This window comes from Haloarcula hispanica ATCC 33960 (assembly GCF_000223905.1).
In the GTDB taxonomy this organism is placed as follows: Archaea; Halobacteriota; Halobacteria; order Halobacteriales; family Haloarculaceae; genus Haloarcula; species Haloarcula hispanica.
This window is the reverse complement of the sequence record NC_015948.1, coordinates 1,524,359-1,547,607: the sequence shown is the minus strand read 5'-3', so window position 1 is coordinate 1,547,607 and position 23,249 is coordinate 1,524,359. Positions and strand designations below refer to the sequence as shown.

General features: G+C 63.1%; 19 protein-coding genes. 16 read left to right on the top strand and 3 right to left on the bottom strand.

What is annotated here, in order from left to right:
* Nucleotides 1-225: 225 nt before the first annotated feature.
* The 7 genes from glmS (at nucleotide 226) to HAH_RS07805 (ending at nucleotide 5,473) form a co-directional block, all read left to right on the top strand.
* A complete protein-coding gene (gene glmS / locus HAH_RS07830; RefSeq protein WP_014040435.1) occupies nucleotides 226-672 on the top strand; it encodes a methylaspartate mutase subunit S in 447 nt (148 codons plus the stop codon).
* A 134-nt stretch (nucleotides 673-806) separates the two neighbouring features.
* Nucleotides 807-968, top strand: a complete 162-nt coding sequence (locus HAH_RS19765) for a hypothetical protein (RefSeq protein ID WP_162470422.1) — start codon at nucleotides 807-809, stop codon at nucleotides 966-968.
* 109 nt (nucleotides 969-1,077) lie between these two features.
* A complete protein-coding gene (locus tag HAH_RS07825; RefSeq protein ID WP_014040434.1) occupies nucleotides 1,078-1,656 on the top strand; it encodes an NADPH-dependent FMN reductase in 579 nt (192 codons plus the stop codon).
* Nucleotides 1,657-1,743: 87 nt separating this feature from the next.
* Entirely contained in the window at nucleotides 1,744-2,391 is a 648-nt protein-coding gene (locus HAH_RS07820) for a YIP1 family protein (RefSeq protein ID WP_023843271.1), read from the top strand.
* Between the two features lie 26 nt (nucleotides 2,392-2,417).
* Entirely contained in the window at nucleotides 2,418-2,681 is a 264-nt protein-coding gene (locus HAH_RS07815) for a hypothetical protein (protein ID WP_004592637.1), read from the top strand.
* A 64-nt stretch (nucleotides 2,682-2,745) separates the two neighbouring features.
* A complete protein-coding gene (locus HAH_RS07810) occupies nucleotides 2,746-4,944 on the top strand; it encodes a DHH family phosphoesterase (protein WP_014040432.1) in 2,199 nt (732 codons plus the stop codon).
* A gap of 40 nt (nucleotides 4,945-4,984) precedes the next feature.
* Nucleotides 4,985-5,473, top strand: a complete 489-nt coding sequence (locus tag HAH_RS07805) for a cupin domain-containing protein (protein ID WP_014040431.1) — start codon at nucleotides 4,985-4,987, stop codon at nucleotides 5,471-5,473.
* Between the two features lie 4 nt (nucleotides 5,474-5,477).
* On the opposite strand, the gene HAH_RS07800 is transcribed toward HAH_RS07805, so the two are convergent.
* Nucleotides 5,478-7,370: a methyl-accepting chemotaxis protein gene (locus tag HAH_RS07800; protein ID WP_014040430.1), complete on the bottom strand. Its 1,893-nt coding sequence runs from the start codon at nucleotides 7,368-7,370 to the stop codon at nucleotides 5,478-5,480.
* Between the two features lie 148 nt (nucleotides 7,371-7,518).
* The gene (locus HAH_RS20290) at nucleotides 7,519-7,653 is read right to left on the bottom strand and encodes a hypothetical protein (protein WP_014040429.1); all 135 of its coding nucleotides are present in this window, start codon (nucleotides 7,651-7,653) and stop codon (nucleotides 7,519-7,521) included.
* 107 nt (nucleotides 7,654-7,760) lie between these two features.
* Between HAH_RS20290 and HAH_RS07795 the strand changes: the two genes are divergently transcribed.
* From HAH_RS07795 to HAH_RS07760, 8 genes are all read left to right on the top strand, one after another.
* The gene (locus HAH_RS07795) at nucleotides 7,761-9,416 is read left to right on the top strand and encodes a tRNA uridine(34) 5-carboxymethylaminomethyl modification radical SAM/GNAT enzyme Elp3 (protein WP_014040428.1); all 1,656 of its coding nucleotides are present in this window, start codon (nucleotides 7,761-7,763) and stop codon (nucleotides 9,414-9,416) included.
* Nucleotides 9,417-9,762: 346 nt separating this feature from the next.
* Nucleotides 9,763-13,278 (top strand): CARDB domain-containing protein, encoded by a 3,516-nt coding sequence (locus HAH_RS07790; protein ID WP_014040427.1) that lies wholly within the window; start codon nucleotides 9,763-9,765, stop codon nucleotides 13,276-13,278.
* 114 nt (nucleotides 13,279-13,392) lie between these two features.
* The gene (locus tag HAH_RS07785; protein WP_014040426.1) at nucleotides 13,393-14,868 is read left to right on the top strand and encodes a prolipoprotein diacylglyceryl transferase; all 1,476 of its coding nucleotides are present in this window, start codon (nucleotides 13,393-13,395) and stop codon (nucleotides 14,866-14,868) included.
* A gap of 71 nt (nucleotides 14,869-14,939) precedes the next feature.
* Complete coding sequence (locus HAH_RS07780; RefSeq protein WP_014040425.1) at nucleotides 14,940-15,974, top strand: NAD(P)/FAD-dependent oxidoreductase; 1,035 nt, start codon at nucleotides 14,940-14,942, stop codon at nucleotides 15,972-15,974.
* A gap of 36 nt (nucleotides 15,975-16,010) precedes the next feature.
* Nucleotides 16,011-18,164 (top strand): ribosome rescue protein RqcH, encoded by a 2,154-nt coding sequence (rqcH, locus tag HAH_RS07775; protein ID WP_014040424.1) that lies wholly within the window; start codon nucleotides 16,011-16,013, stop codon nucleotides 18,162-18,164.
* Between the two features lie 45 nt (nucleotides 18,165-18,209).
* Nucleotides 18,210-19,241, top strand: coding sequence for an AIR synthase family protein (locus tag HAH_RS07770; RefSeq protein ID WP_014040423.1), 1,032 nt, complete (start codon nucleotides 18,210-18,212; stop codon nucleotides 19,239-19,241).
* Between the two features lie 148 nt (nucleotides 19,242-19,389).
* The gene (locus HAH_RS07765; RefSeq protein ID WP_044951844.1) at nucleotides 19,390-20,088 is read left to right on the top strand and encodes a DUF4013 domain-containing protein; all 699 of its coding nucleotides are present in this window, start codon (nucleotides 19,390-19,392) and stop codon (nucleotides 20,086-20,088) included.
* Between the two features lie 76 nt (nucleotides 20,089-20,164).
* Nucleotides 20,165-21,232, top strand: coding sequence for an mRNA surveillance protein pelota (locus tag HAH_RS07760; RefSeq protein ID WP_014040421.1), 1,068 nt, complete (start codon nucleotides 20,165-20,167; stop codon nucleotides 21,230-21,232).
* 322 nt (nucleotides 21,233-21,554) lie between these two features.
* Here the strand turns inward: HAH_RS07760 and HAH_RS07755 are convergent, their stop codons facing one another.
* Nucleotides 21,555-22,337: a helix-turn-helix transcriptional regulator gene (locus HAH_RS07755; RefSeq protein ID WP_014040420.1), complete on the bottom strand. Its 783-nt coding sequence runs from the start codon at nucleotides 22,335-22,337 to the stop codon at nucleotides 21,555-21,557.
* A gap of 128 nt (nucleotides 22,338-22,465) precedes the next feature.
* Here HAH_RS07755 and HAH_RS07750 point away from each other — a divergent pair, with 128 nt between their 5' ends.
* Entirely contained in the window at nucleotides 22,466-23,128 is a 663-nt protein-coding gene (locus HAH_RS07750) for an HAD family hydrolase (RefSeq protein WP_014040419.1), read from the top strand.
* The last annotated feature ends 121 nt before the right edge of the window (nucleotides 23,129-23,249 follow it).

Below are 23,249 nucleotides of genomic sequence, written 5' to 3'. Positions count from 1 at the left end.
AGATTGTTCCGAGCGGGTGCCACAGTGGGTGGACTGACGCGATAGGCGGCGCAGTACCCGGGGATCTGCCAGATGCTGAATCGTGTCGCGTACCATAGATGCTGTGTCTATCGGTTCGTTTGGGCTATCATGGCTAATATCCTCTCCCCGGTGTGTGAACCATTCCCATAATCTATCATGGTTTATCATTAGGTTTATGTAGTTGACACCCATTGGTGGTCTTGTATGAGGACAGTCATCCTCGGTGTCATCGGCTCCGACGCGCACGTCGTTGGGATTACCATTCTGGAACGAGCGTTCGAAGCGGCAGGGTTCAACGTAGTCAACCTCGGTGTCCAGTCGTCCCAGTCGGAGTTCATCGACGCCGCGGATGAACACGACGCCGAAGCGATACTCGTTTCGTCGCTGTACGGCCACGCCGAGCAGGATTGTCAGGGGTTCCAGCAGCAGATCAACGAGGCGGGTCTGGACGTGACGACCTACATCGGCGGCAACCTCGCTGTCGGGCAGGACTCCTTCGAGGAGACGCGCGAGACGTTCAAAGCGCTCGGTTTCGACCGGGTCTTCGATTCGGAGACCGACCCTGAGGAGGCTATCGAGGCGTTGAAAGCCGACCTCGGCCACCGCTCCCGTGAGGAAGCGTCGTCCGAGAAGGTTCAGCTCGGCTCCTGAGCCACGGACTCCTTTTGCAGCCGTTAGCGTAGCGAACATGCGTAATCCGCCAGCCACTCATCGACTGCTGTCGTCGACCACGCACAGCCCGGGGTGCTTTACGACCAGGGTCCCTATGGAGTATAATGTCACACATGACAGCTGAGCTGAGTGACGGCACCGAAATCAAGAACATTCACGACGTGGTCGAGGGGTCGAACGGTGTCCATCTGAAGAAGGAGGTCGGCAGTGGCGGGCTCGAACGTGTCGCGTACATCCCGTATCCGAACCTCCTCTACGTCTACCACGACAACTGAGCGTCGGCCAGAGCGACCTTCATGGCCTGACAAACCGACAGCCGGAAAGGGACTAGCGCTGCGCCTCGTCTCCCCCATCGATATACCGGCCCCACTCCATAGACCCGACATGTCCGAACCACACATCGTCGGTGTCGTCGGCAGTCTCAGAGAGGAGAGCTACACCAGGGTCGGTATCGAGCGCGCGCTCGTCGCCGCCGAGGAGTTGGGGGCGACCACGGAACTGCTGGATCTTCAGGAATTCGACCTACCGGTGTTCGATGCCGACCATCGCGAGGTCGGCGACGCTGTCGAGTTCGCCGATAGAGTTCACGCGGCTGATTCAATTCTGCTGGGGACGCCGGTGTATCACGGGTCCTATTCCGGCATGCTGAAGAACGCACTCGACTACTGTGGCTTCGACGAGTTCGAACACAAAACCGTGGGATTGCTAGCGGTCGCCGGCGGGGGCTTTCCCATCACCGCGCTCGAACACCTCCGCTCGGTCTGCCGGGCGCTGAACTGCTGGGTCATCCCGCATCAGGCCGCGGTTCCGAACGCACACAATCACATCGCTGACGGTCAGATAGTCGACGCCGATATCGAGGAACGCGTGACGTCGCTCGGTGAGGAAGCAGTCAAGTACGCGAACATCGAGCCGGACTCGGCGTGTTTCGAGAGTACGGAGAACGTCGGAGCGGACGATTAGCCGTGAGGACCGCTGTGCGTGTCCGAGCCGAAGGGGGCTGACGGATAGAAGGAAACGGTCAAACCGGCTCGCGCCCAAGTTTCAGGCGTGACTCAGTGGGTCGAGAATCCGACCGGTGGCCGGGACCGCGGGCCAGCCGCGCTGGTGCGTGCGTGGGTGGAAATACTCCGCCGTCCGCGGCGGTTCTTCCGGACCGGCGTCGCGCCGGGTGACCAGGCCCCGGGGCTGGTGTTTGCGGCGACAGTAGTCCTCTTCGAGGAGGTGAGCCGCTACGCCGTCGTCAAGCTGGCCCAGCGGGGACTGCTGTCTACGGGGCCGTTCGACTACCCCGCTATCGGTGGCTTCTCGCCCGGCGTCGCGGTACTGGCGCTGTTTGCTATTCTCGTGTTCGTCACGCCGGCGACGGTGCATCTGACGGCGGCGCTACAGACGCTGCTGTTGCTTCCCCTCGGACTGCTCCCCGTCGCGTCGGACCGCGGCGGCGTGAGCGAAACCGTCCAGGTGATGTGCTACGCGATGGCCCCCTGTCTGCTGGCGGGGCTGCCCAGCGCAGAAGTCCGAGTGCTCGTCACCGCCTGGGGCGCGGGCCTGTACCTGCTCGGCACTGCCGTCGTCCACAATATCCGGCACCCCGTGGCCGCAATCGTCGGAGCCGTCCCCGCCGCAATTATTTTCGGCTACGGCTTCCGGGGCTTTCAGGCCGTCTCGGTGCTGGCCGCTGACTACGGGTTTTAGGGTCCGCCGGCGTGCGTTTCCACACGATGCTCAGTATCGACATCGACCAGTTCATGCTGGAACTCAAAGATGGAGCGTTCAAGAGCGTCGGCCCGTCGAACAAGGAAGCGACGATCAAGATGTACGACGTGGAGGGTGTCGACGTTCGCGAGTACGGCGACAAGCGCGTGAAAATTGCCTTCGAAGACGAACAGGGAAGCGAAATCGAGGTCGCTCTGTTTCCTGAACAGGCGAAAGCGGTCGCTTCAGGGCTCGAACTACTGGAAGAAGAGAGCGAGATGTTCGAATAGCGGCCCCGTTTGGTTCGTCCGGAATTCGACAACCGTTTTAGGCCCGACATGCTTGCACCGTGTAATGGGTTCGTGTATCATCTGCGGCAAATCTGTCGAAGGACGCATCTGTGACCTCCACGAGGAGGACGCCCTGTTCGAGTTCCGTGGCTCGCGTGCCGACCAGCTATCGGTCGACCGCTACTACCGCGGCAGTGTTGACGGCTTCGCCGAGTTCGGCGTGTTCGTCGACATCGGCGACAGCGTAACGGGGCTGCTCCACCGGAGCGAACTGGACCAGCGGCTCGATTCCCTCGACTGGGACTCGGGCGACACCGTCTACGTCCAGGTCAAGAACGTACGGGACAACGGCAACGTCGACCTCGGCTGGTCGATCCGCCAGTCCGAACGCGAGTTCCGCGGCGTCCTCGTCGACGACCCGGAAATCGGCCACTCAGTCCTGCTTGAGAACGAAGACGACGAAGACGAGACACAGTCCGACGATTCGGACGAGGAGGCGTCTCGACCCTCAACTGACGAGTCAGCGGGACAAAGCGACGACGAATCGGACGCGGACGAAGGCACCGAATCCGACGACAGCAGCGCCACGAACGCCGGCGCAGTCAGTCGGGCCAGCGATGACGACCGCGTCGAAGGCACTGCGGCCGTCGGCGGCAACGACAGCGGGTCGAACACCGCCGTCATGACCGAGTCCGACGAGGAAGCCGACGCAGAGAGCGACGAAAGCGAGGAGCAGACGGACGAGGCGACCACGGCCGAACCGGTCGCCGCGGCTATCGGCGATCTCGACGACCACGTCGGTGCGGACGTTCGACTGGAAGGCGAAGTCGTCGGCATCCGACAGACCTCCGGGCCGACGGTGTTCGAACTGCAGGACGAGACCGGCACTGTCGATTGCGCGGCCTTCGTCGAGGCAGGCGTCCGCGCCTACCCCGAGGTCGAAGAAGACGACTACGTCCGACTCTCGGGCGAAGTCCGCGAGCGTCGCGGTGAACTGCAGGTCGAGACCGAGGAGCTCGATGTCCTCGAAGCCGAGGAGCGCGAGGAAGTCGAACAGCGGCTCGCCGACGCCCTCGACGACGAGGCCCGACCTGACACGGCCGAACCGCTCGCCGATGATACGGCGGTTGCGGCCCTCTCCGATGATCTGGTCGAAGCGGCGACCCAGATCCGGAAGGCAGTGCTGACGGACCGTCCGGTCATCGTCCGCCACGCCAACACCGCGGACGGCTATCTCGCCGGCAGCGCGCTCGAACGCGCCGCACTCCCGCTGGTCACCGAGCAGCACCGCCGCGCCGACGCGAAGTACCACTACTTCGACCGGCGACCAATCGAGGGCGGCGTCTACGACATGGACGACGCGACGAAGGACACGACGACGATGCTCGACAACCGGGAGCGCCACGAGGAGAAGCTCCCGCTGTTCGTCTTCGTCGCCGCCGGCGGCACGCGCGAGAGCCTTGACGGCTTCGACCTGCTGAACGTCTACGGCGCACCGAGCGTCGTCATCGACGACATCGACGTCGACGGCGCGGTCGTCGATACGGTCGACGCCGTCGTCTCCCCCTCGGCCGACACCGTTTCGGAGACCACCTCGACGGCGCTCGCGGCCAACGTCGCTGCACACGTCAACGAGGACGTCCGCGACGACCTGCAGCACCTCCCGGCCGTGAGCTTCTGGGAGGACATCCCCGAGCCGTACGTCGAGGCCGCCAGCGAGGCCGGCTACGACGAGACCGCCGTGTCGGAACTCCGCGAAGCAGTCGCGCTCGAAGCCCACTACCAGTCCTACGAGGACAAGCGCGAACTCATCACCGACCTCGTGTTCGGCGACGACGAGGAGGACGTGGGCGGCCTGGCCGGCCACATCGCCGAGCAGTTCCGCGAGAAGGTCGACGAAGAGGTGTCCACCGCCCGGGCCAACCTCGACCACCGGACCGTCGGTGACGTGGACATCGCCGTGCTCGACACGGACGCCTTTACCCACCAGTACGAGTTCCCGCCGGAGTCGCTCCTGCTGGATGAACTCCACCGGGATGTCCGCGACGAGAGCGACGCCGTGCTCGGCATCTCGACGGACACGATGTACGTCCGTGCCAACGGCGACCTGGACCTGCACGAGCTAGTCAGCGAAGTCAGCGAGCGAGTTCCCGAAGGCGGCGTCGCGACGCGGAGCGTCCGCGAGGGGACCATCCGCTACCTGGCCGGCGAGCGACCGGCCGTCCTCGACGCCACGCTCGACGTGCTGGCCGACGAACTGTAGCGCAGAGGACTTTTTCTATCCGCCGGCAGTCTGACCGGGCATGAGCGACGGCCCCGTCAACGAAGCCGACCTCGACTGGACCGACCACGACCACGGCGACCGGACGTTCAGGCGCAAGCAGCTTGGTGACGCCGCCGGGGGCGAACAACTCGGCGCGAGCCTCTATGCCGTCCCACCGGGGAAACGGCTCTGGGTGCGCCACTACCACGAAGGCAACGAGGAAGCGATATTTGTCCAGGCCGGGACCGGCACGCTCTGGCTCGGCCCCGACGCTGAGGAACACGCACTCAAGCCGGGCGATTTCGTCGCGCTTCCGGCCGGCGAGGAGAGTGCGCACGAAATCGAAGCCGGCGAGTCTGAACTCCGACTGTTGATGGTTTCGACGATGGAGGAACCGGATATCACCGTCTACCCCGACCGGGAGATGGTCGGGCTGTACGCCGGGTCACCGCCGGGCGGCGAGAAGGCGGACCGGACGTTGTCGACGTATCTCGACAGGAACGCGGAAAAAGAGTACTGGGAGGAGTGAGCCGCTATCGGCTGTCGACTTCGAACTCCGACAGCATCGTCTGGAGCCGTTCGGACTGCTCGGCGAGTGATTCGATGCTGGCACTGACCTGCGACATGGACGCGGCCTGTTCCTGCGCGGTCGCGGAGGCGGTCTCGGTCTCCGCGGCGGTCGCCTCGCTGATGTCCACGGCCTCCTCGACCATCGACACCGCTTCCTCGGTCGTGGCGGCCTGGTCGTCGGTCGTGTCGCTGATCTCCTGAATCCCGTCGTCGGTCGCCTCGGCGTTCTCGGCCACCTGCGTGAACGTGTTGACGACGTCTTCGACGGCTTCTGTACTCTCCTGCATATCCTGCTTTGCCCCCCGTGCCTCTGTGACCGTGGTTTCGGTCTGGGCCTGGGTCTCCGCGATGAGCTGTTCGATTTCGGTCGCAGAGGCCTGCGTCTCCTCCGCCAGCTGTTTGACCTCGTCTGCGACGACAGCGAACCCATCGCCGCCCGACCCGTTTCCGGCCCGTGCGGCCTCGATGTTGGCATTCAGGGCCAGCATGTTCGTCTGCTCGGCGATGTCGCCGATGAGATCGACGATCTCACCGATCTCTGCCATCTTCTCGTCCAGCCGCTCCACGTTTTCGACGGTCGAATCGATCGCTGTCTGGACCTCCCGGGAGCCCGCTATCGCTTCCTGTGCGGTCTCCTCGCCGTCGTCCGCGATCTTGGCTGTCTCGCGGGACCGTTCCGCGACGGTTTCGGCCGAAGCGGCGACCTCCTCGACGGTGGCTGACAGGTCGGTCATCTCGCTTGAGACGGTTTCGAGCATCTCACGCTGGTCGACCGCCCCGCTGGCGATGCCCTGAATCGATTCGCTCATGTCTTCGCTGGCACCTGTTGCCTCGTTGGCACCGGCTGTGGCCTGGTCGCTCGTCGACGCGACCTCCTGCGAGAACGTCTGTATTTCGGCCATCGCCGACTCCGTCTCCGTCATCATCTTGTTGAACGACTCGGCGATCTGTGCCATCGCGTCACTCTCGCTGTCGGGGTCAATCCGGACCGTGAGGTCTCCGTCGGCCGCCCGGGACATCGCCGCGCTGTAAGCGTCGGCCGTGGCTTCGAGGTGCTCGTTGAACTCTTCGACCTCTTGCTGTCGGGCCTCGGCCTCGGCTTTCGCCTCTTCGGCCTCGGCGATGGTCCGCTCCATCTCGGCTTTCTTCTCCTCCAGGTTTTCGACCTCTTGGGTCTTCTCTCTGGCCTGTTCGAGTTGTTGTTCCGCCGCTTCACGGGATCGCTCGGTCGACGACCAGTGCGCCATCAGCGCCGCGGCCAGCATCAGAACGAAGCCCGCGTGGATGAACGCCCACACCCACGGGTTGTTGATCGCCGCCGAGTGGTTGTACACCCGACTCGGGTCGATCATGCCGAAAATCCCGTGCTGGACGGAGACGTACCCGATGCCGAGGAAGAACGGCAGCCAGTCTTCGTAGACGGCAACCACAGCCATCACGACGAAAAAGTGGAAGTGAGCCTCGATGTACCCGCCGGAGAAGTGGACCAGGAACCCGGACGTCGTGACGAGTCCCATCGTCGCCAGCGCGGTTCGCGTTCGCCGACCGAACCAGGGCAACCTCGCTAACACGGCGAGGCCGACGACGACCCCGACCTCTGCGAGAACGTGGAGCGTGTCTATCTCGGGAAGCGTCGCGCCCGTGACGAGCGACTCAGTTCCCGAATACAGCCCGAGTGCCAGCAGGAACGGCACATGCGCAAGCAGCAGAATGAGGATATTACGGTGTCGGCCGCGCCATGTCTCGTCGGGGATCGTATCGCCACTCGGAATGTATGCAATGAACTCTTGGAACCGTTCCGTCGGCGTCAATTCCCGGGAGCGAGTTTGTGCAGACCCACTGGTCGTGTCTGGCATATATACACAGTCGAGGAGAGCAATGACTAAAAGACTCCCCTGGCAGTATCATTCGAAATAACGGGGTAGAGCGCCTGAGACGGGGCTTCAACGACTCTGGAGTTGTTTTCAGACGGCTCATTCGCTGCCGACTGCGACCCGGGTCCCGCTACGTATCAGTCGCCGAGACGGACCTGGCTGCCTTCTTCGCACCGTAGTACGCCCACTCCGCGCTGTAACAGAACACACAGCCGCGGAAGGTCGGTCGGTCGGGGCTCCTGGTGTCGTCCGTTTCGCTTCTCATACCTCTCTTTGGTGTGACAGCACAATGAACCCCACGGCCACCCCCGTCGCTGACGATACCCGAGCGACACGCTTATTCGGCCGAGACGCCGATTTCGCACAACGCCGATGAGCACGGAGACGCCGGACCCAGACGAGACAGAGACCTTCCAGCAGGTGTGTGCGGAGCTGGTCGACCGGATTCTCGCAGGCGAGGTCGAGCGCGACGACGTCGAATCGGCCAAGATAGATGTCTGTCGAGAGTATTCCGCGCCGAAAGTGCCGAAAAACTCCGAACTGCTCGATTACGCGCCACAGGAGCACCGCGAGGTGCTGGAGGAGGTCCTCCAGCGCAAGCCCGTTCGGACTGCCTCGGGTGTCTCCCCTATCGCTATCATGACCTCACCCGAGCGGTGTCCTCACGGGAAGTGCCTGTACTGTCCGGGCGGCCCGGATTCGGAGTTCTCCTCCGCGCAGTCCTACACCGGCCACGAGCCCGCGGCCGCACGCGGCGAACAGAACGACTACGACCCCTACGGCCAGGTCACCCTCCGGCTCAACCAACTGCGGGAAATCGGCCATCCTGTCGACAAGGCCGAACTCATCGTGATGGGCGGGACGATGACGGCCCGGAGCCACGACTACCAGGAGTGGTTCGTCAAGCGGGCCCTGGAGGCGATGAACGACTTCGACGTGGATTCGGAGCCGACGCCCGCGGAGGACGTGAGCTTCGCCGAGGACGACTACGAGTTCCGCTATCTGGAAGATGTCATCGCGGAAAACGAGACCGCTGACGTCCGCAACGTCGCCACCACGTTCGAGACGAAGCCGGACTGGTGTGATCCGGAACAGATCGACCGGATGCTCGACCTCGGCGGGACGAAAGTCGAGGTCGGCGTCCAGACGACCTTCGAGCGGATCAACCGCGAGATGCACCGCGGCCACGGCGTGCAGGCCTCTATCGACGCCAACCGCCGCCTGCGCGATTCGGGGTTCAAGGTCGGCTTCCACATGATGCCGGGCCAGCCCGGGATGTCCAAGGAGATGTGTCTGGAGGACTTCCGGCGCATCTTCGACCAGACGGACTGGCGGCCCGACTACCTCAAGATATACCCGACGCTGATTGTCGAGGGAACCGTCACATACGACTGGTGGCGCAACGACGAGTTCGACCCGCTTTCCAACGACGAGGCCGCCGAACTGGTCGCCGAAATCAAGGACATGATTCCCCGCTACACCCGCCTCCAGCGCGTCCAGCGGGACATCCCGGCGGACTTCATCGAGGGCGGCGTCTGGAAGTCGAACCTCCGCCAGCTCGCCTGGCAGCGGATGGAAGAGCACGACTGGACGTGTGACTGTATCCGCTGTCGGGAGGCCGGACACAGCGACGATGCCGCCGAGAACATCGAACTCGACGTGATGACCTACGAGGCCTGTGGCGGCACGGAGCATTTCATCTCCTTCGAAGACTTCGACAACGACGTGCTCGTCGGGTTCTGTCGGCTCAGATTCCCCAACGATCCGGTACGCCGGGAGCTACAGGACGCCGCAATCGTCCGCGAACTCCACGTCTACGGCAACGCCGTCGGCGTCGGTCAAGAGGGTGACGACGAGGACCACCAGCACAAAGGCTACGGCAAGAAACTGCTGGAAAAAGCGGAAACACTGGCACGGGACGCCGGCTACCCGAAATTGGCCGTTATTTCCGGTATCGGCGTCCGGCAGTACTACCGGGAGAAGCTGGGGTACAAGCAGGACGGCCCATACGTGAGCAAGCGTCTCTGATAGCCTCACAGCCTCAGTCTAATTCTTACCGGCCTCAGGTGTGTCCCTGAGCGTCTCATCGATAGATTACAGCCGCGCTGTTGTGGATCCCGCCAGCGAGAGATGCTTTCATCGCGCGACGAGTGACGGGCGCTGACCGAAAGAACAGCCGCCGTTTGAGGTACTATATGTATACCGACGTGCCAGCCCTGTGGGCTGGGTGCGCCGAGTGAGCCATTACTTGTAATGCCACCTTTCAGCCCTTATTAGGATAGAACCGGCGGTAGCGGACGGTATACGCGATAATAGTACCTTACTCTGCGATTCGTTCCCGCTAACTAATTACCATACTGTCATCGCCCCTCCCATGGGTAAGATTACGGGCCTGTGGCTATCAGCGATGACGCTACTGGCTGTGGTTGCGGTGTCGACGGCCCCGGTGTTCGGGCCGGGTGTCGCAGCCGCGTCCAATCACGAGACAGCGGCTATCGAGGTGACCGACGCCTCTGCGACAAAGACCAACAGTTCCGGTATACACGATGCGCCGTTCTCTGTCGTCTCCGGGATGGAGTTCCAGGTGGAGCTCACGGCTGAGAACACCGGAGACAGCGATGGGACGAAACAAGTAGCCGTCACGGCGGACGGCGAGGAAATTGAGCAAGCCGACGTTGCGGTTGGCGGCGGCCAGCAGACGACGGAGACTGTTCCCGTCACCCTCGACGACACCGGCGAGTACGACCTCGCCGTCGATGGAGTCCCGGCCGGGACGGTAACCGTCGTCGAACCGCCGAACATCACGGTCACCGAGACGACAGTCGACCGGGCTACTGTCACGCGAGGCGAAACCATCGAGGTAACTCATACGCTCGAAAACACTGGCGGGCAAACCGGCGAACTGACGATCATACCGAAACTTGAGAACACGGACACCGGAGCGTCCCGGATGGTCAACGAACTCGCCGTCGAGGTCGGTGGCGGCGACACGGAGACGACCTCGTGGACGCTGGACACCGGGACCCTCGACGAGTTGCCTGCCGGGGCGTACGAACTGCGGGACGGTTCCGGCTCGAACCCGACCATCACCATCGAGGAATCCAGGCAGTTCACCGTCGAGTACTCGCAGCTAAGCGACGACTCGACGATCACCGGCGAGCCCGTCGACCTGACGGTCCGGATGCAAAACCCCAGAGGCGGGGACGGGTCGGCGACAGAGGACGTCGTTCTGCAGACTGACAGCTCCGAAATCGCCACCCGGACCGTCGAAATCGAAAACGGCGATACGGAGACGCTGGAGTTCTCACCGAGCTTCGACAGCGAGGGTACTTACGACCTGACGATAAACGGCGAATCGGTCGGGACTGTCGACGTTGCGGACGAGGGCTCGCTCCAGATTCAGGACGCCGGGCTCATCGACACCCAGGTCAATACTGACACGGACACGGGTGGCATCGGGACCCGCGAGCCGGAGCTGTGGGTGACGGTGGAGAACACTGGCGGACAGACCGGAACGATTACGCTGCCTATCGAAGTTGGCGGCACGCAGGTTAGCCAGGAGTCGGTAACGGTCCCGGCCGGAGAGACAGTCAACGAGACACTCCTCTATCGACTCGAAGGAGCTGTTGACGAGGGCGACCACGAGGTCACGGTCGACGGCGTCATCGCCGGCACCCTGACTGTCGGCCAGCCCGATATTCAGGTCACCGACGCGAAGTGGAACAGAACAACGGTCACCCGGGGCGACGCGGCAGAACTGACGGTGACGGCCAGAAACGATGGGACCGTGACCGCAAAGCAAGAGTTCTGGGTCGAAACGGAGAACGAAGCCGTCGACGCCGTCTCGTTCGATCTGGAACCCGATGCATCCGATACGGACACGTACGTGCACACGTTCGAGGAGCCCGGCACGTACCAGTTCACGGTCGGTAGCGAGACTCAGACCGTCACGGTGGAGCAGCCAGCGACGTTCGAAGTCTCCGAAAGGGCGCTGAACACGACGAGGGTGGGCGAGGGCGAGAGCGTCGCGGTGACCGCGACGGTTACGAACACTGGCGACCAGACCGGTACCTACGAGGTCCCGCTTACAGTCGCTGACGAGCGGGTGAACGCCACGGAACTGCAATTAGGCCCTGGAGAATCGACGACTATCTCGTTCACGGAGTCGTTCACCGCCGTCGGCACGTACCCTATCGACCTCGACGGCGAGCGGGTCGGAACAGTTCGAGTCTCCGAGGCGGCGACGTTCGAAACCACTAGCGTCGACCTGAACCGGACGAGCGCTCGGACAGGCGAACCGATTGAGGTGACTGCCACCGTTGTCAACAACGGCGACGAGACAGGGACCTCCCCGGTGCGCCTCCAGACCAACGACGACATCGTGGACACGAGGAACGTCACGCTCTCGGGCGGTCAACAGACCGAGGTCTCCTTCGTCTACGTCTTCGAGAGCGGCGGAGAGTACGACGTGGCGGTCAACGGTGACTCCGGCGGAAACATCTCAGTGACCCAACCCGCGACATTCGAGGTTCGCGACGCCCGACTGAGTAATTCGTCCACCGAAACCGGCGAGTCAGTGGACGTGACAGCGACTGTCGCAAACGTCGGGACAGAGAGTGGGAACTACACCGCGGCGCTTACAGAGACCAACCAGACGCTCAAGTCCAGAACTATCGGCCCGATTGCCGGCGGTGAAACAGTAACTGTCTCGTTCAGTATCTCCTTCGACAACGAGGGCAACCGCTCGCTCGCTATTGGCAACGCCGCCACTGAAACGCTTGCTGTCGAAGCCGAAAGCAGTAGTGACGGCGGTGGCGGAGGCGGCGGAGGCGGCGGAGGCGGTGGCGGTGGCGGTGGCGGCTTCGATCTCGACGACGAGTCGGACGAGACCGACGACGGCGGCGGCGCAGAGGCGCCCGCGATCTCGCAGTCCCAGATCGACAACGGAGTCACTGTCCGAGTGACTGCCGACGCCGCGAACTCGACGGTCACCCAATCGCTGAACCGCTCCGGGCCGTCCGAGACCGCGCCAGCGTTCACCCTCTCTGCACTCTCGCTCGACGTGACCAACGACAGTGATGGGTTCAACGCGACGATGCTCGGCCCGCAGGCCACGCCGAACAACATGACCGAAGTTCAGGCAGACGGTGTGCGTGGGTACGTGACCGTCACTTCCGGCGCAAATGCGTCTGCCATCAGCCGGGTGAGGTACACCCTGCGGCTCAACGAATCGGCGCTGCCGACCAACGGATCGATGGACGCCGTCCGGGTGTTCCAGTACCACAACGGGTCCTGGAGTCAGCTACCCAGTAGCGCCAACGCGACGAATACGTCTATCCAGGCGTCATCGTCCAACCTCTCGACCATCGCTGTCGTCTCCCCGGTCGCTAATACGTCCACCCCGACGACGACAGCCAGCTCCTCGAATACGAATGCATCGACGCCGACGCCCGCAGAACTCACTGTTGCCGATGCATCCCTGATGGCTGACTGGGTCCGGGCCGGCTTCAACACATCAGCGCGAGCGACCGTCGAGAACCCGACCGACGAAACCGTCGAACAGACGCTGACGGTCACTGTCGACGGCGACCCGGTCGCTTCTCGGACCGTTCGACTCGACGCCGGCGAACAAACTACCGTGACGATGGAGTTCGAAGCTGTCGACGGCGCAGTCGCGGTCAACGGCGTCAGTGCAGGTGACCTCCGCGTTGGCTCGAACTCGGCCCCGAGTACGGGCGGGTCCGGGACTGCCGAGACTGGTGAAAGCGGCGGCGGTGCGGAGCCAGCCTCCGAGACGGTCTCGGCCTCCGGGCCCGGATTTACTGTCCAGTTAGTCACACTTGTGCTGGCGTTAATCGGCGGTCTCGTCCGAGTCCATCGTAGGGTGTAGAGGTCGTACGGACGGCGGATTTTCCGGCCACACTACCGGTTCTGTGTACGAAGGACGACCTTACCGAGGGTTTGGCTGCTGGGTAACTAATCCTTTACTCGCGTACCTCCCTGTATGAGCGAGGTCAAACAACTCTTTGCTGCTGTCACTATCGTTTTCGGCACCGCTGCGCTCGCGTCCGTATTCGCTGTCGGCAGCGTGGGTGCCTCCGGCGCCGGCCCCCAGAACGGTGTATCGGACGCCGCAGTGAGCACACCCGGAGCCGCCGTCGAATCTATTATCGAATCCGACTCTGAGAGACTGCTCGGGCAGGTGAACGAAACGGACACACCGGCCGACGGCGAGCAGACTGCGGAGGCCCAACAGACGCCGACGGAACAGCCACAGACAGACTCCGAAGAAACCGAAGACCCGACTGAAAGCGACCAGACGGAGGAACCTACGGAGAGCCCGGAGACACCGACTGAGAGCGAGGAAACGGAGGAATCGACCGAAAACGAAGAAACGGAGGAGCCGACGCAAACCGAGAACCCCACAGAAAGAGAACATACCGAGACACAGACCCAGACTGAAGAGCCGAATGACAGTGAGGAGACCGAGGAACCGACGGACGATGGAGAGACTGAGCAACCAACGGACAGTGAGGAGACCGAAGAACCAACGGACAGTGAGGAAACTGAAGAACCAACGGACAGTGATGAGACCGAGGAACCCACTGACCGTGAGGAAACTGAAGAACCAACGGACAGTGAGGAGACCGAGGCACCGACGGACAGTGAAAGAACTGAGAACGGTACACAGGAGGAAACTGAGGCGGATAGCGATGTCGGCGCTGCCGACACTGACGACTCAGGTGGCAACTCCGACGACGATACCGACTCCAGTGGAGACGGTTCGAACGACTCAGGCGACTCCGACAATAGCGGCTCCGAGGACTCTGACGGCTCGGACAACGACGATGACTCCCAGTCTGACGGTGGAATCTATGACGAGATCACGGGGTCGGATGGCAATGAAAACGGGACGTCGACCGATGGGACGAACGCAACCGCGCGGAACGGAACAACAGGCGGGGGCGCGCCTGCCGGCAACACGACCGGCGACGGAAACGAAACCGCCGGATTCGGAACCGAAGTGGGTACCGATGGGGAACCCACTCCCGAAGGTCAGGGGAACGCCGATTTGCAGATCAGGGAGGCCTCACTGTCGGCTGACTGGGTTCGGGCCGGGTTCAATACGACCGTGCGAACGACAGTAAAGAACGCCCGTCCGCGACCAGTCAACGAGACACTGACCGTGACGGTCGACGGCGAACCGGTGGCAACGAACGAAGTGGCGCTTGAGCCCGGTGAGGAGACGGTCGTCGAGACAGAGTTCGAGGCGGTCAACGGAACCGTTCGGGTCAACGGCGAGACGGCGGGCCCACTCACAGTCGAAAACCAATCCATTCCGGCCACTGACAGCGATGACAGGGCAACGACCGCGGCACAGGGCCCCGGGTTCTCACTCCGCCAAGTGGGCGTCGGTGTCGCGATACTCGCCGTGGTCGGCTGGACGCGTCGGGGTCTCCGACGCCAGCGGGACCGCTGAACCGGACCACTGGCGGGCGGTCCGAACTGGTTGTGTGGTGGATTTTTACTCACACCGTCCGACTGGCACGTATGGCTCGTAACCTCGCAGTCGTCGGTGCCGGTGGTGCCGGTGCGGCGGCAACGTACGCGCTCCACGACGCGGAAGTCGACGTAACGGTGTTCGAGAAGAGCCGCGGCGTCTGCGGGCGCGCCGCGACCCGGCGGCACGGCGACTGCACGTACGAGTACGGGGCGAACTATCTCAAGGCGGACGACGGGCGCGTGACGGAACTGGTCACGGAGGCGCTCTCGACCGAGGGACTCGTCGATATCGAGGAACCGGTGCACGCGTTCGACAGGACCGGGGAAATCGACGCTGGACGGGACGCTGACGAACACAAATGGACGTACGAGGCGGGCATTACACAGCTTGCAAAGCGACTGTTCGACGAGACCGACGCCGACGTAGAGAACGGCGTCCGGGTCGAACGACTGGAGCGGCAGCGCGACGGCTGGCGGCTCGAGGACGACGACGGAGCGGACCTGGGGCACTTCGACGCCGCGCTGCTGACACCGCCGGCCCCCCAGACAGCAGATTTGCTGGGACAGTCGCGGTGGGATCACGACGACTGCCGGGCGCTTCGGCAGGAAATCGCTTCGGTCCCCTATCGAACGGTCATCGCGGGGGTGCTGCACTATCCCTTCGAAATCGACGTGCCGTGGTATGCCGCGGTCAACAGCGACAAGGACCACGACATCGGCTGGGTCGGCCGCGAGGAGTGCAAGGACGGCCACGTCCCCGACGGCGAGTCCCTGCTGCTGGTGCAGATGAACGAACCGTGGTCGATTGCGAACTACGACGAACACCCCGATACGCTCGTCGACGACATCGCGACGCGGACGGCTCGACTGCTGGACGACGACCGGCTTGCCGACCCCGACTGGACCGACCATCAGCACTGGCGCTACTCCCAGCCCGAGGGCAAGGTCGACCACGATCTGCTGGCGTGTGCCGCCGAGCACGACCTGTACTTCGCCGGCGACTGGGTGGCCGGCGAGGGGCGACTCCACGCGGCGCTGCGGAACGGACTGGAGACGGGCGAGGCAATCGCCGACAGCGGGTAACGGAACGCCTTTGGGTGCCCGCCGACAGCCACCGACATGGACCACAAGCGGGAACTGACGAGCGTCGACCTCGCCGCCCTGGAGGGCGAACTCGCCGGCTACGAGGGCGCGAAGCTCGACAAGGCGTACCTCTACCCCGAGGACGACCTCGTCAGACTGAAGCTCCGGGACTTCGACCGCGGGCGCGTCGAGTTCCTCATCGAAGTCGGCGACGTCAAGCGCGCCCACGCTGCCGACCAGAGTCACGTCCCCGACGCACCGGGCCGCCCGCCGGACTTCGCGATGATGCTCCGGAACCGGCTGTCGGGCGCTGACCTCGTCCGCGTCGAGCAGTTCGAGTTCGACCGCATCATCGAACTGGAGTTCGACCGCGAGGACGCGTCGACGACTATCGTCGCGGAGCTGTTCGGCGACGGGAACGTCGCCGTGCTGGACGAATACGGCGAGGTCATCGACTGTCTTGAAACGGTCAGGCTCAAATCCCGAACCGTCGCACCCGGGACGCCCTACGAATTCCCGTCGGCGCGGTTCAACCCGATGACTGTCGATTACGACGGGTTTGTCGCTCGCATCAAGGAATCCGACGCTGACCTCGTGCGGACGCTGGCGACGCAACTGAACTTCGGCGGCCTCTACGGCGAGGAACTGTGTACCCGCGCCGGCATCGACTACAACGTCGCCGTCGACGACCTCGATGAGTCCGATTTCGAGCGGCTGTACGAACTCATCGACGAGATGGGGACGCGCCTGCGTGAGGGAGATGTCGACCCGCGGGTGTACTACGAAACGCTCGACGACGGTGACGGTGCAGGCAACGGGGAATCCGGCGATGACCCGGACCGCCGGCGCATCGACGTGACGCCGATTCCGCTGGCGGAGTACGAAGAACTCTACAGCGAATCTTTCACGGAGTTCAACCCCGCGCTGGACGACTACTTCTTCAATTTCCAGCGGGAGGAGGAAGTCGAGGGCGGCGAGACACAGCGCCCGGACTTCGAGGCCGAGATAGAGAAACAGCAGCGCATCATCCAGCAACAGGAGCAGGCTATCGAGGACTTCGAAGCCGACGCCGAGGTCGAACGGGAGAAGGCCGAGCTGCTGTACGCCAACTACGACCTCGTCGACGACGTGCTCTCGACGGTGCAGGCCGCCCGCCAGGACGACGTGTCCTGGGACGACATCGAGGCGAAGTTTGACGAGGGGGCCGACCGCGGCATCGCGGCCGCCGAAGCAGTTGTCTCGCTTGACGGGAGCGAGGGGACGGTGACCCTCGACATCGACGGGACGCGGGTCACAGTGGACGCCTTCACCGGCGTCGAGAAGAACGCCGACGAACTGTACAAGGAGGCCAAACGCATCGAGGAGAAGAAGGAGGGCGCGCTCGCTGCCATCGAGAACACCCGCGAGGACCTCGAAGCGGTCAAAGAGCGGCGCGAGGAGTGGGAGGCCGACGACGGCGAGGACGAAGCCGATAACGACGAGGCCGAGGACGAACCGACGGACTGGCTCTCGATGCAGTCCATTCCGACCCGGTCGACCGAGCGCTGGTACGAGCAGTTCCGCTGGTTCCACACCTCGGACGGCTTCCTCGTCATCGGCGGCCGCGACGCCGACGACAACGAAGAACTCGTCCAGAAGTATCTGGAGGGCGGTGACAAGTTCTTCCACGCGCAGGCCCACGGCGGCCCGGTCACGGTGCTCAAGGCCACCGGTCCCAGTGAGCCGTCCAAGGAGGTTGAGTTCCCGCAGTCGTCACTGGACCAGGCCGCCCAGTTCGCGGTCTCGTACTCCTCGGTCTGGAAAGACGGGAAGTTCGCCGGCGACGTGTACATGGTCGACCCCGACCAGGTGTCGAAAACGCCGGAAAGCGGCGAGTATCTGGAGAAGGGCGGCTTCGCCGTCCGCGGCGACCGGACGTACTTCGAGGGCACGCCGGCCGGCGTCGCCGTCGGTATCACCTGCGACGACGAGACGCGGGTCATCGGTGGCCCGCCGGCGGCTATCGAGGGACAGGCCGCGACGAGCATCACCGTTGAACCGGGCCAGTACGCCCAGAACGATATCGCCAAGCGCCTCTACCGCGAGTTCAAGGAGCGGTTCGCAGACGAGACGTTCGTCCGGAAGGTCGCCAGCCCGGACCAGATACAGGAGTTCCTGCCGCCGGGCGGCAGCCGGATGACCGAGGAGTGACGATGCCGGGGCAGAGAGAACACCGCGCCGGAGGTAGCTGGCTGCATGAGTGATCTCGGAAAAATCGACCGCGAACTGTTCGATACCGTCATCTACCCGGAACTGGGCGCGGACCGAGAGGACGTGACGCTGGGGCCGACCCACGGTATCGATTTCGGCGTCATCGACGTCGGCGGCGACGCCCTCGTCACGGCCACCGACCCATTGTCGGTCCTCCCCGATTTGGGGTTCGAGCGGGCCGGTCGGTTCGCGCTTGACGTGGTCCTGGCCGACGTTGCCGTTTCCGGTCTCCCGCCGTCGCATCTCTCCGTAACGTTCACCCTCCCACCGGCGATGAGCGACGACGAACTGGCGGCGATGTGGCACGGCTTTGCCGGGCGGGCCGAGGAAGTCGGCGTGAGCGTCGTCACCGGCCACACCGCCCGCTACGCCGGCGTCGACTACTCCTGGGTCGGTGGTGCGACGGTGCTCGGCGTCGGGTCCCACGACGACATCGTCCGGCCGGACGGCGCTCGGGCGGGAGACAAACTGGTCGTCGGCACCGGCCCCGGGGCCGAAGTCACTGGCCTGTTCGCCAATCTCTTTCCGGAACAGATCGGGCTGTCGCCCGACCGAACCGCCATCGCACAGGAGCGACTGGCCGACACCGCGCTCGTCGAGGACGCGATGGCCGCGACAAACGCCGGCAACGTGACGGCGATGCACGACGCGACGGAGGGCGGTATCACCGGTGCGTTCATCGAAATGGCCGACGGTGCGGGCGTCCGGTTCGACGTGGATAGCGAGGCGATGCCGGTCGCCGAAGGCGTCGGCGCGCTCTGTGACGCGCTCGACATCGACCCCTGGCACGTCAGTAGTTGCGGGACGCTTCTGGCTGCCGTCAACCCTGCGGACGCTGATAGCGTCGTCGACGCGCTCAGGGACCGTGGGACGCCAGCAGCCGTCGTCGGCGAAGTGACCAACGGTTCAGGGCTCTACGTCGACGGCACCCGACAATCGCACCCCGGTGCGGACCCGTCGTGGGAGGCCTTTGGACGCCTGCAGGCGGCTGCCGAGGGCGACACAGACCAGCGGTGAGACACGGAGACCCTCCCGACGCGAACTGACAGCACGTAACACTACTGCTATATGTACTTGTAAGACGTATTATAATTCAATGTGACACATCGTCGTGACTGACGTGGCAGCGGCCACGCCAGCCAGGCTACTGTCACGGAGCGTCATCATGTTCAAAGAAGCTATATCGTATCCGCAGGACGGCGACAGCGCAGTGAAAACCATCGCTATCGGGGGTGCGTTGCTGTTCCTGAGTTTCCTCGTCGTTCCGCTGTTCTTCGTGTTCGGGTACGTCGTCCGGTCACTCCGGGCCGTGATGAACGGGGAGACGACGCCGCCGGAGTTCGACGAATGGGGCGACCTGGGCATAGACGGGCTGAAGGCGTTCGCTATCGGATTCGTTTACTCGCTGGTCCCGACGGTGATCACAGGGACAGCACTGTTTCTCACTGTTGCCACCTTCGGACCCAGCGAGACCGTCTTCAGTGGCGTAATCACGGGATTGCTCCTCACAGTCGCCGCGCTCGGAATGCTCGCGATTTCCCTGGCCGCAGTGTACATTGTTCCGGCCGCCGTCGTCGCCTCCGTTCGGACCGACAGCGTCGCCGCGGCGTTCTCGCCGAGTGACCTCCGCCCGCTCCTGTTCAGCCGCACCTACGCTACTGGCTGGGTCGTCGCGTTCGGTATCAGCCTCCTCGCCGGCGTCGTCGTCAGCGTCCTGAGCGCCACCGTCGTGGGTTCCGTCCTGACACCCTTCGTAGTGTTCTACGCTTACGTGGCCGGGGCCTACGCTATCGGGACCGCTGTCAGGGAGATGCCGGAAATCGCCTCTGAACCCGCGACGCCCGCTGCAGGCTCGGTCGCCTGATTAGTTCGGTCACGGTTTTCCTGTCCCAGCGCGTCGAATGGCAGAACACTTGTGTCCCTGAAGCGGACGCTTCAGTATGCAAATACAGAGTCAGGAGACCACCGCCGAAGGGGCAGAGCGCATCGAGGTGGTCCCCGAGACGCTGGACGACCTCTGGCATCTCTCGTACGTCATCGAGCCGGGGGACCTCGTCTCCGGCGACACGACCCGTCGCATCCAGCGCAACGACGACAACCTCCGGGACAAAGGCGGCGAGCGAGAGCCGATGTGGATTCAGATCGAGGTCACCGACGTGGAGTTCGCGAAGTTCGCCAACCGCCTCCGGGTCGGCGGCGAAATCGTCGACTGCTCTCGGGAGGACCAACTGGGTTTTCACCACACGCTCAACGTCGAGGAACACACCGAACTCACCGTCGAAAAGCATCTCAAACCGGACCAGGCCGACCGCCTGGAGGAGGCCGTCGAAGCCACGGAGAACCCCGATGTGGCGATCGCGACCGTCGAAGAGGGTGAGGCCCACGTCCACACCGTCGCCCAGTACGGCACAGAGGAGCGGGCGACCATCACCTCGACGACTGGCAAGGGCGAGTATGCCCGCCCGCGCAAGGAACTGTTCGACGAACTGGCGTCAGTCCTCAAACGCCAGGACGTGGACGCCTACATCCTCGCGGGTCCCGGCTTCACCAAACAGGACGCGCTAGACCACTTTCAGGACGAGATTCCCGATATCGCCGAGCAGATTACCGTCGTAGACACGTCTGCTGTCGGCGACCGAGGCGTCCACGAAGTACTCAAACGCGGCGCTGTCGAGGACGTGCAACAGCAGACCCGCATCGCCGAGGAGGCGGATTACATCGACGAACTGATGGAGCGCATCGGGTCGGGTTCGGAGGTGGCCTACGGCCCGGAGGAAGTCGCCAAGGCGGCCGACTACGGCGCTATCGAGACGCTGCTCGTGCTCGACGAGCGGCTCCGACTGGAGCGGGCCGGCGAGGGCGACTGGGACATCGACGTCGACCAGATCATCGAGACGACAGAGCAGAAGGGGGGCGACGTGACCGTCTTCTCCGCGGAGTTCGCGCCCGGCCAGCAGCTCTCGAACCTCGGTGGCATCGCCGCGCTACTTCGGTACCGACTCGATTGAGACCGCGTACCCACGATACCTGTATGTTATTTTTCATTTCGCCGGTGGTTCCCCCGAAACAGCTCTATTGAAATCCTATTGATTCGACATTATCGCTACCGAAACAATCGATAGGTGGGTGTGTATTGACCGGAACGGGATCAGAATTTCTCATCTGGTGACTATTTAAACAAGACCAGCAAAGTGTGTGAGATATTTGGTTATCACGAGAGGAATCAGTGCCCGACACAAAGAATCGTTCCTCACGCCGTCAGTTGGGCGTGTGAGCGTCTGGTACACGATCATGAAGTTCTTCGGGGCGAGACCTTGTCGGGGAGTTTCCTTAGCGCGGCGTGGCGGTCGCCTTGATTTCGTCGTACCTCTCCGCTGCCCACCGTCGGAGCTCCGATTGCGACGGTGCTGCTATTACCGAGTGGGTTCGCATTCGTTCGTCGAACGCTCCGAGTAGCACCGTCTCGTCGATAATCCCAAGTGCGTACTCCGGGACCGAACCCGACTCGTAGAGTGTGATGTTTTCAGACGCCCCAATTGCGTCGAGCGTCTCGTCGTAGTCAGGCCTCGCAGATTCGTACCCTGATGGAGGTGCGACGACCTCAAGTGTCAGATCCTCGTCGATACACTCCTGGAGTGTGTCGATGTAGAGCGGATTGATGGTCGGCACGAATCCCTTGACGCAGGCCGCACCCATCACGTTCCGGCGGACGTGGTAGAGCGGCTCGAACGGAGTATCGGTCGTCGATATTGTAATGTCGCACGACATGAGCGTGTCCGGACCGATTGGGAGTTCGGCCGGGAACCGCTCGAAGAAGGGGCCGACCGAGGCTCCAAGTTCGACCGTCGAAAGCGCGTTTCTGACCGCTTTGCACGCGATCTCTCCCGCTACGGTGACCTCGTATCGATTCTCCGTAACGACTTGGGAGATGTACCCCTGGTTCTCAAGGGCAGTAAGATTCCGCCGAAGCGTTGACCGTGGGAGGTCAAGTTCCTCTCCGAGTGTGTCAGATGACGCCGCACCCTCCGAAAGCGACCGCAGTAGTCGGTACCGATTCGGAGACGCGATCAAGAATTCAAGTCGTTCCAGCGCGGTCTCGCCAGAACGATTCATAGTCTATCACTACCGGTATGACACTTCTGCGTTTCGGTACGTCGTGTTCACCCCATGAGCAGTACTCACCCTCTGAACGTATCCCACCAGATAGCGTTATACATTTGATGTATCATATACTATTTAAGATGAGCTACGACGCGGTACTGTTCGACTGTGATGGTGTCATCGTAGAGATGCCCGACAGGACGGTTATGACGGAGGCGATGCGCCGTGTTCAGCGGCGGTTTGAACTGTCCGACCCGCCCGAACAGATGGTCGCCGACTTCTTCCGGGGCAATCTTTCGTCTATCACCGAGCGCTGCCGGTCGGCTGGAATCGAGCGCGATACCTTCTGCGCCGAGGCCGCCCGCGAAGGAGTTCGGGCGCAACTAACCGAGATCCGGTCGGGGCTCCGCTCAGTATATGATGACGTCGCCGCCGTTAAGAAGTTGAACTACCCGATGGGTGTAGTTAGCGACAACCACCCGCACGTACTCTCGTTCCTCCTGGGGCGGTTTGACCTGACCAGCTACTTCGAGACGGTGAGAGGCTGTCGGTTCACGCCGTCGGGGCTGGAACGTCAGAAGCCCAACCCGCATAACGTCCAGGCTGCGCTGGAAACGTTGGGTGCTGAGAGCGCTTTGTACGTCGGTGATCAGCAGATCGATGTCAAGGCGGCTGATAACGCCGGCATCGACTCTGTACTGCTACGACGTGAACGTCCGACTGAGAGTGGGATTGACGTTGCACCGACATACGAGGTGTCCTCACTCTGGCAACTCCACAACATCTTATCCCAGCGCGACTGATGCCGCTGGTCGGCTCCAACAGTCGTTCTATTGGCTGGTAACTACTCAACCAATCTTGACCATTCAGAGTGATCGATTAATGTTAGCTCTGTACTGAGCGATTGAGCACGCAAAACTATCA

Bases quoted from the DNA above. Each gene is read 5' to 3' on its own strand.
- rqcH (WP_014040424.1), top strand. From the start codon at position 16,011: ATGGACCACAAGCGGGAACTGACGAGCGTCGACCTCGCCGCCCTGGAG.
- HAH_RS07755 (WP_014040420.1), bottom strand. From the start codon at position 22,337: ATGAATCGTTCTGGCGAGACCGCGCTGGAACGACTTGAATTCTTGATC.
- HAH_RS07780 (WP_014040425.1), top strand. From the start codon at position 14,940: ATGGCTCGTAACCTCGCAGTCGTCGGTGCCGGTGGTGCCGGTGCGGCG.
- HAH_RS07760 (WP_014040421.1), top strand. From the start codon at position 20,165: ATGCAAATACAGAGTCAGGAGACCACCGCCGAAGGGGCAGAGCGCATC.
- HAH_RS07825 (WP_014040434.1), top strand. From the start codon at position 1,078: ATGTCCGAACCACACATCGTCGGTGTCGTCGGCAGTCTCAGAGAGGAG.
- HAH_RS07810 (WP_014040432.1), top strand. From the start codon at position 2,746: ATGGGTTCGTGTATCATCTGCGGCAAATCTGTCGAAGGACGCATCTGT.
- glmS (WP_014040435.1), top strand. From the start codon at position 226: ATGAGGACAGTCATCCTCGGTGTCATCGGCTCCGACGCGCACGTCGTT.
- HAH_RS07815 (WP_004592637.1), top strand. From the start codon at position 2,418: ATGCTCAGTATCGACATCGACCAGTTCATGCTGGAACTCAAAGATGGA.
- HAH_RS07785 (WP_014040426.1), top strand. From the start codon at position 13,393: ATGAGCGAGGTCAAACAACTCTTTGCTGCTGTCACTATCGTTTTCGGC.
- HAH_RS07770 (WP_014040423.1), top strand. From the start codon at position 18,210: ATGAGTGATCTCGGAAAAATCGACCGCGAACTGTTCGATACCGTCATC.
- HAH_RS07800 (WP_014040430.1), bottom strand. From the start codon at position 7,370: ATGCCAGACACGACCAGTGGGTCTGCACAAACTCGCTCCCGGGAATTG.
- HAH_RS20290 (WP_014040429.1), bottom strand. From the start codon at position 7,653: ATGAGAAGCGAAACGGACGACACCAGGAGCCCCGACCGACCGACCTTC.
- HAH_RS07750 (WP_014040419.1), top strand. From the start codon at position 22,466: ATGAGCTACGACGCGGTACTGTTCGACTGTGATGGTGTCATCGTAGAG.
- HAH_RS07765 (WP_044951844.1), top strand. From the start codon at position 19,390: ATGTTCAAAGAAGCTATATCGTATCCGCAGGACGGCGACAGCGCAGTG.
- HAH_RS07790 (WP_014040427.1), top strand. From the start codon at position 9,763: ATGGGTAAGATTACGGGCCTGTGGCTATCAGCGATGACGCTACTGGCT.
- HAH_RS07805 (WP_014040431.1), top strand. From the start codon at position 4,985: ATGAGCGACGGCCCCGTCAACGAAGCCGACCTCGACTGGACCGACCAC.
- HAH_RS07795 (WP_014040428.1), top strand. From the start codon at position 7,761: ATGAGCACGGAGACGCCGGACCCAGACGAGACAGAGACCTTCCAGCAG.
- HAH_RS19765 (WP_162470422.1), top strand. From the start codon at position 807: ATGACAGCTGAGCTGAGTGACGGCACCGAAATCAAGAACATTCACGAC.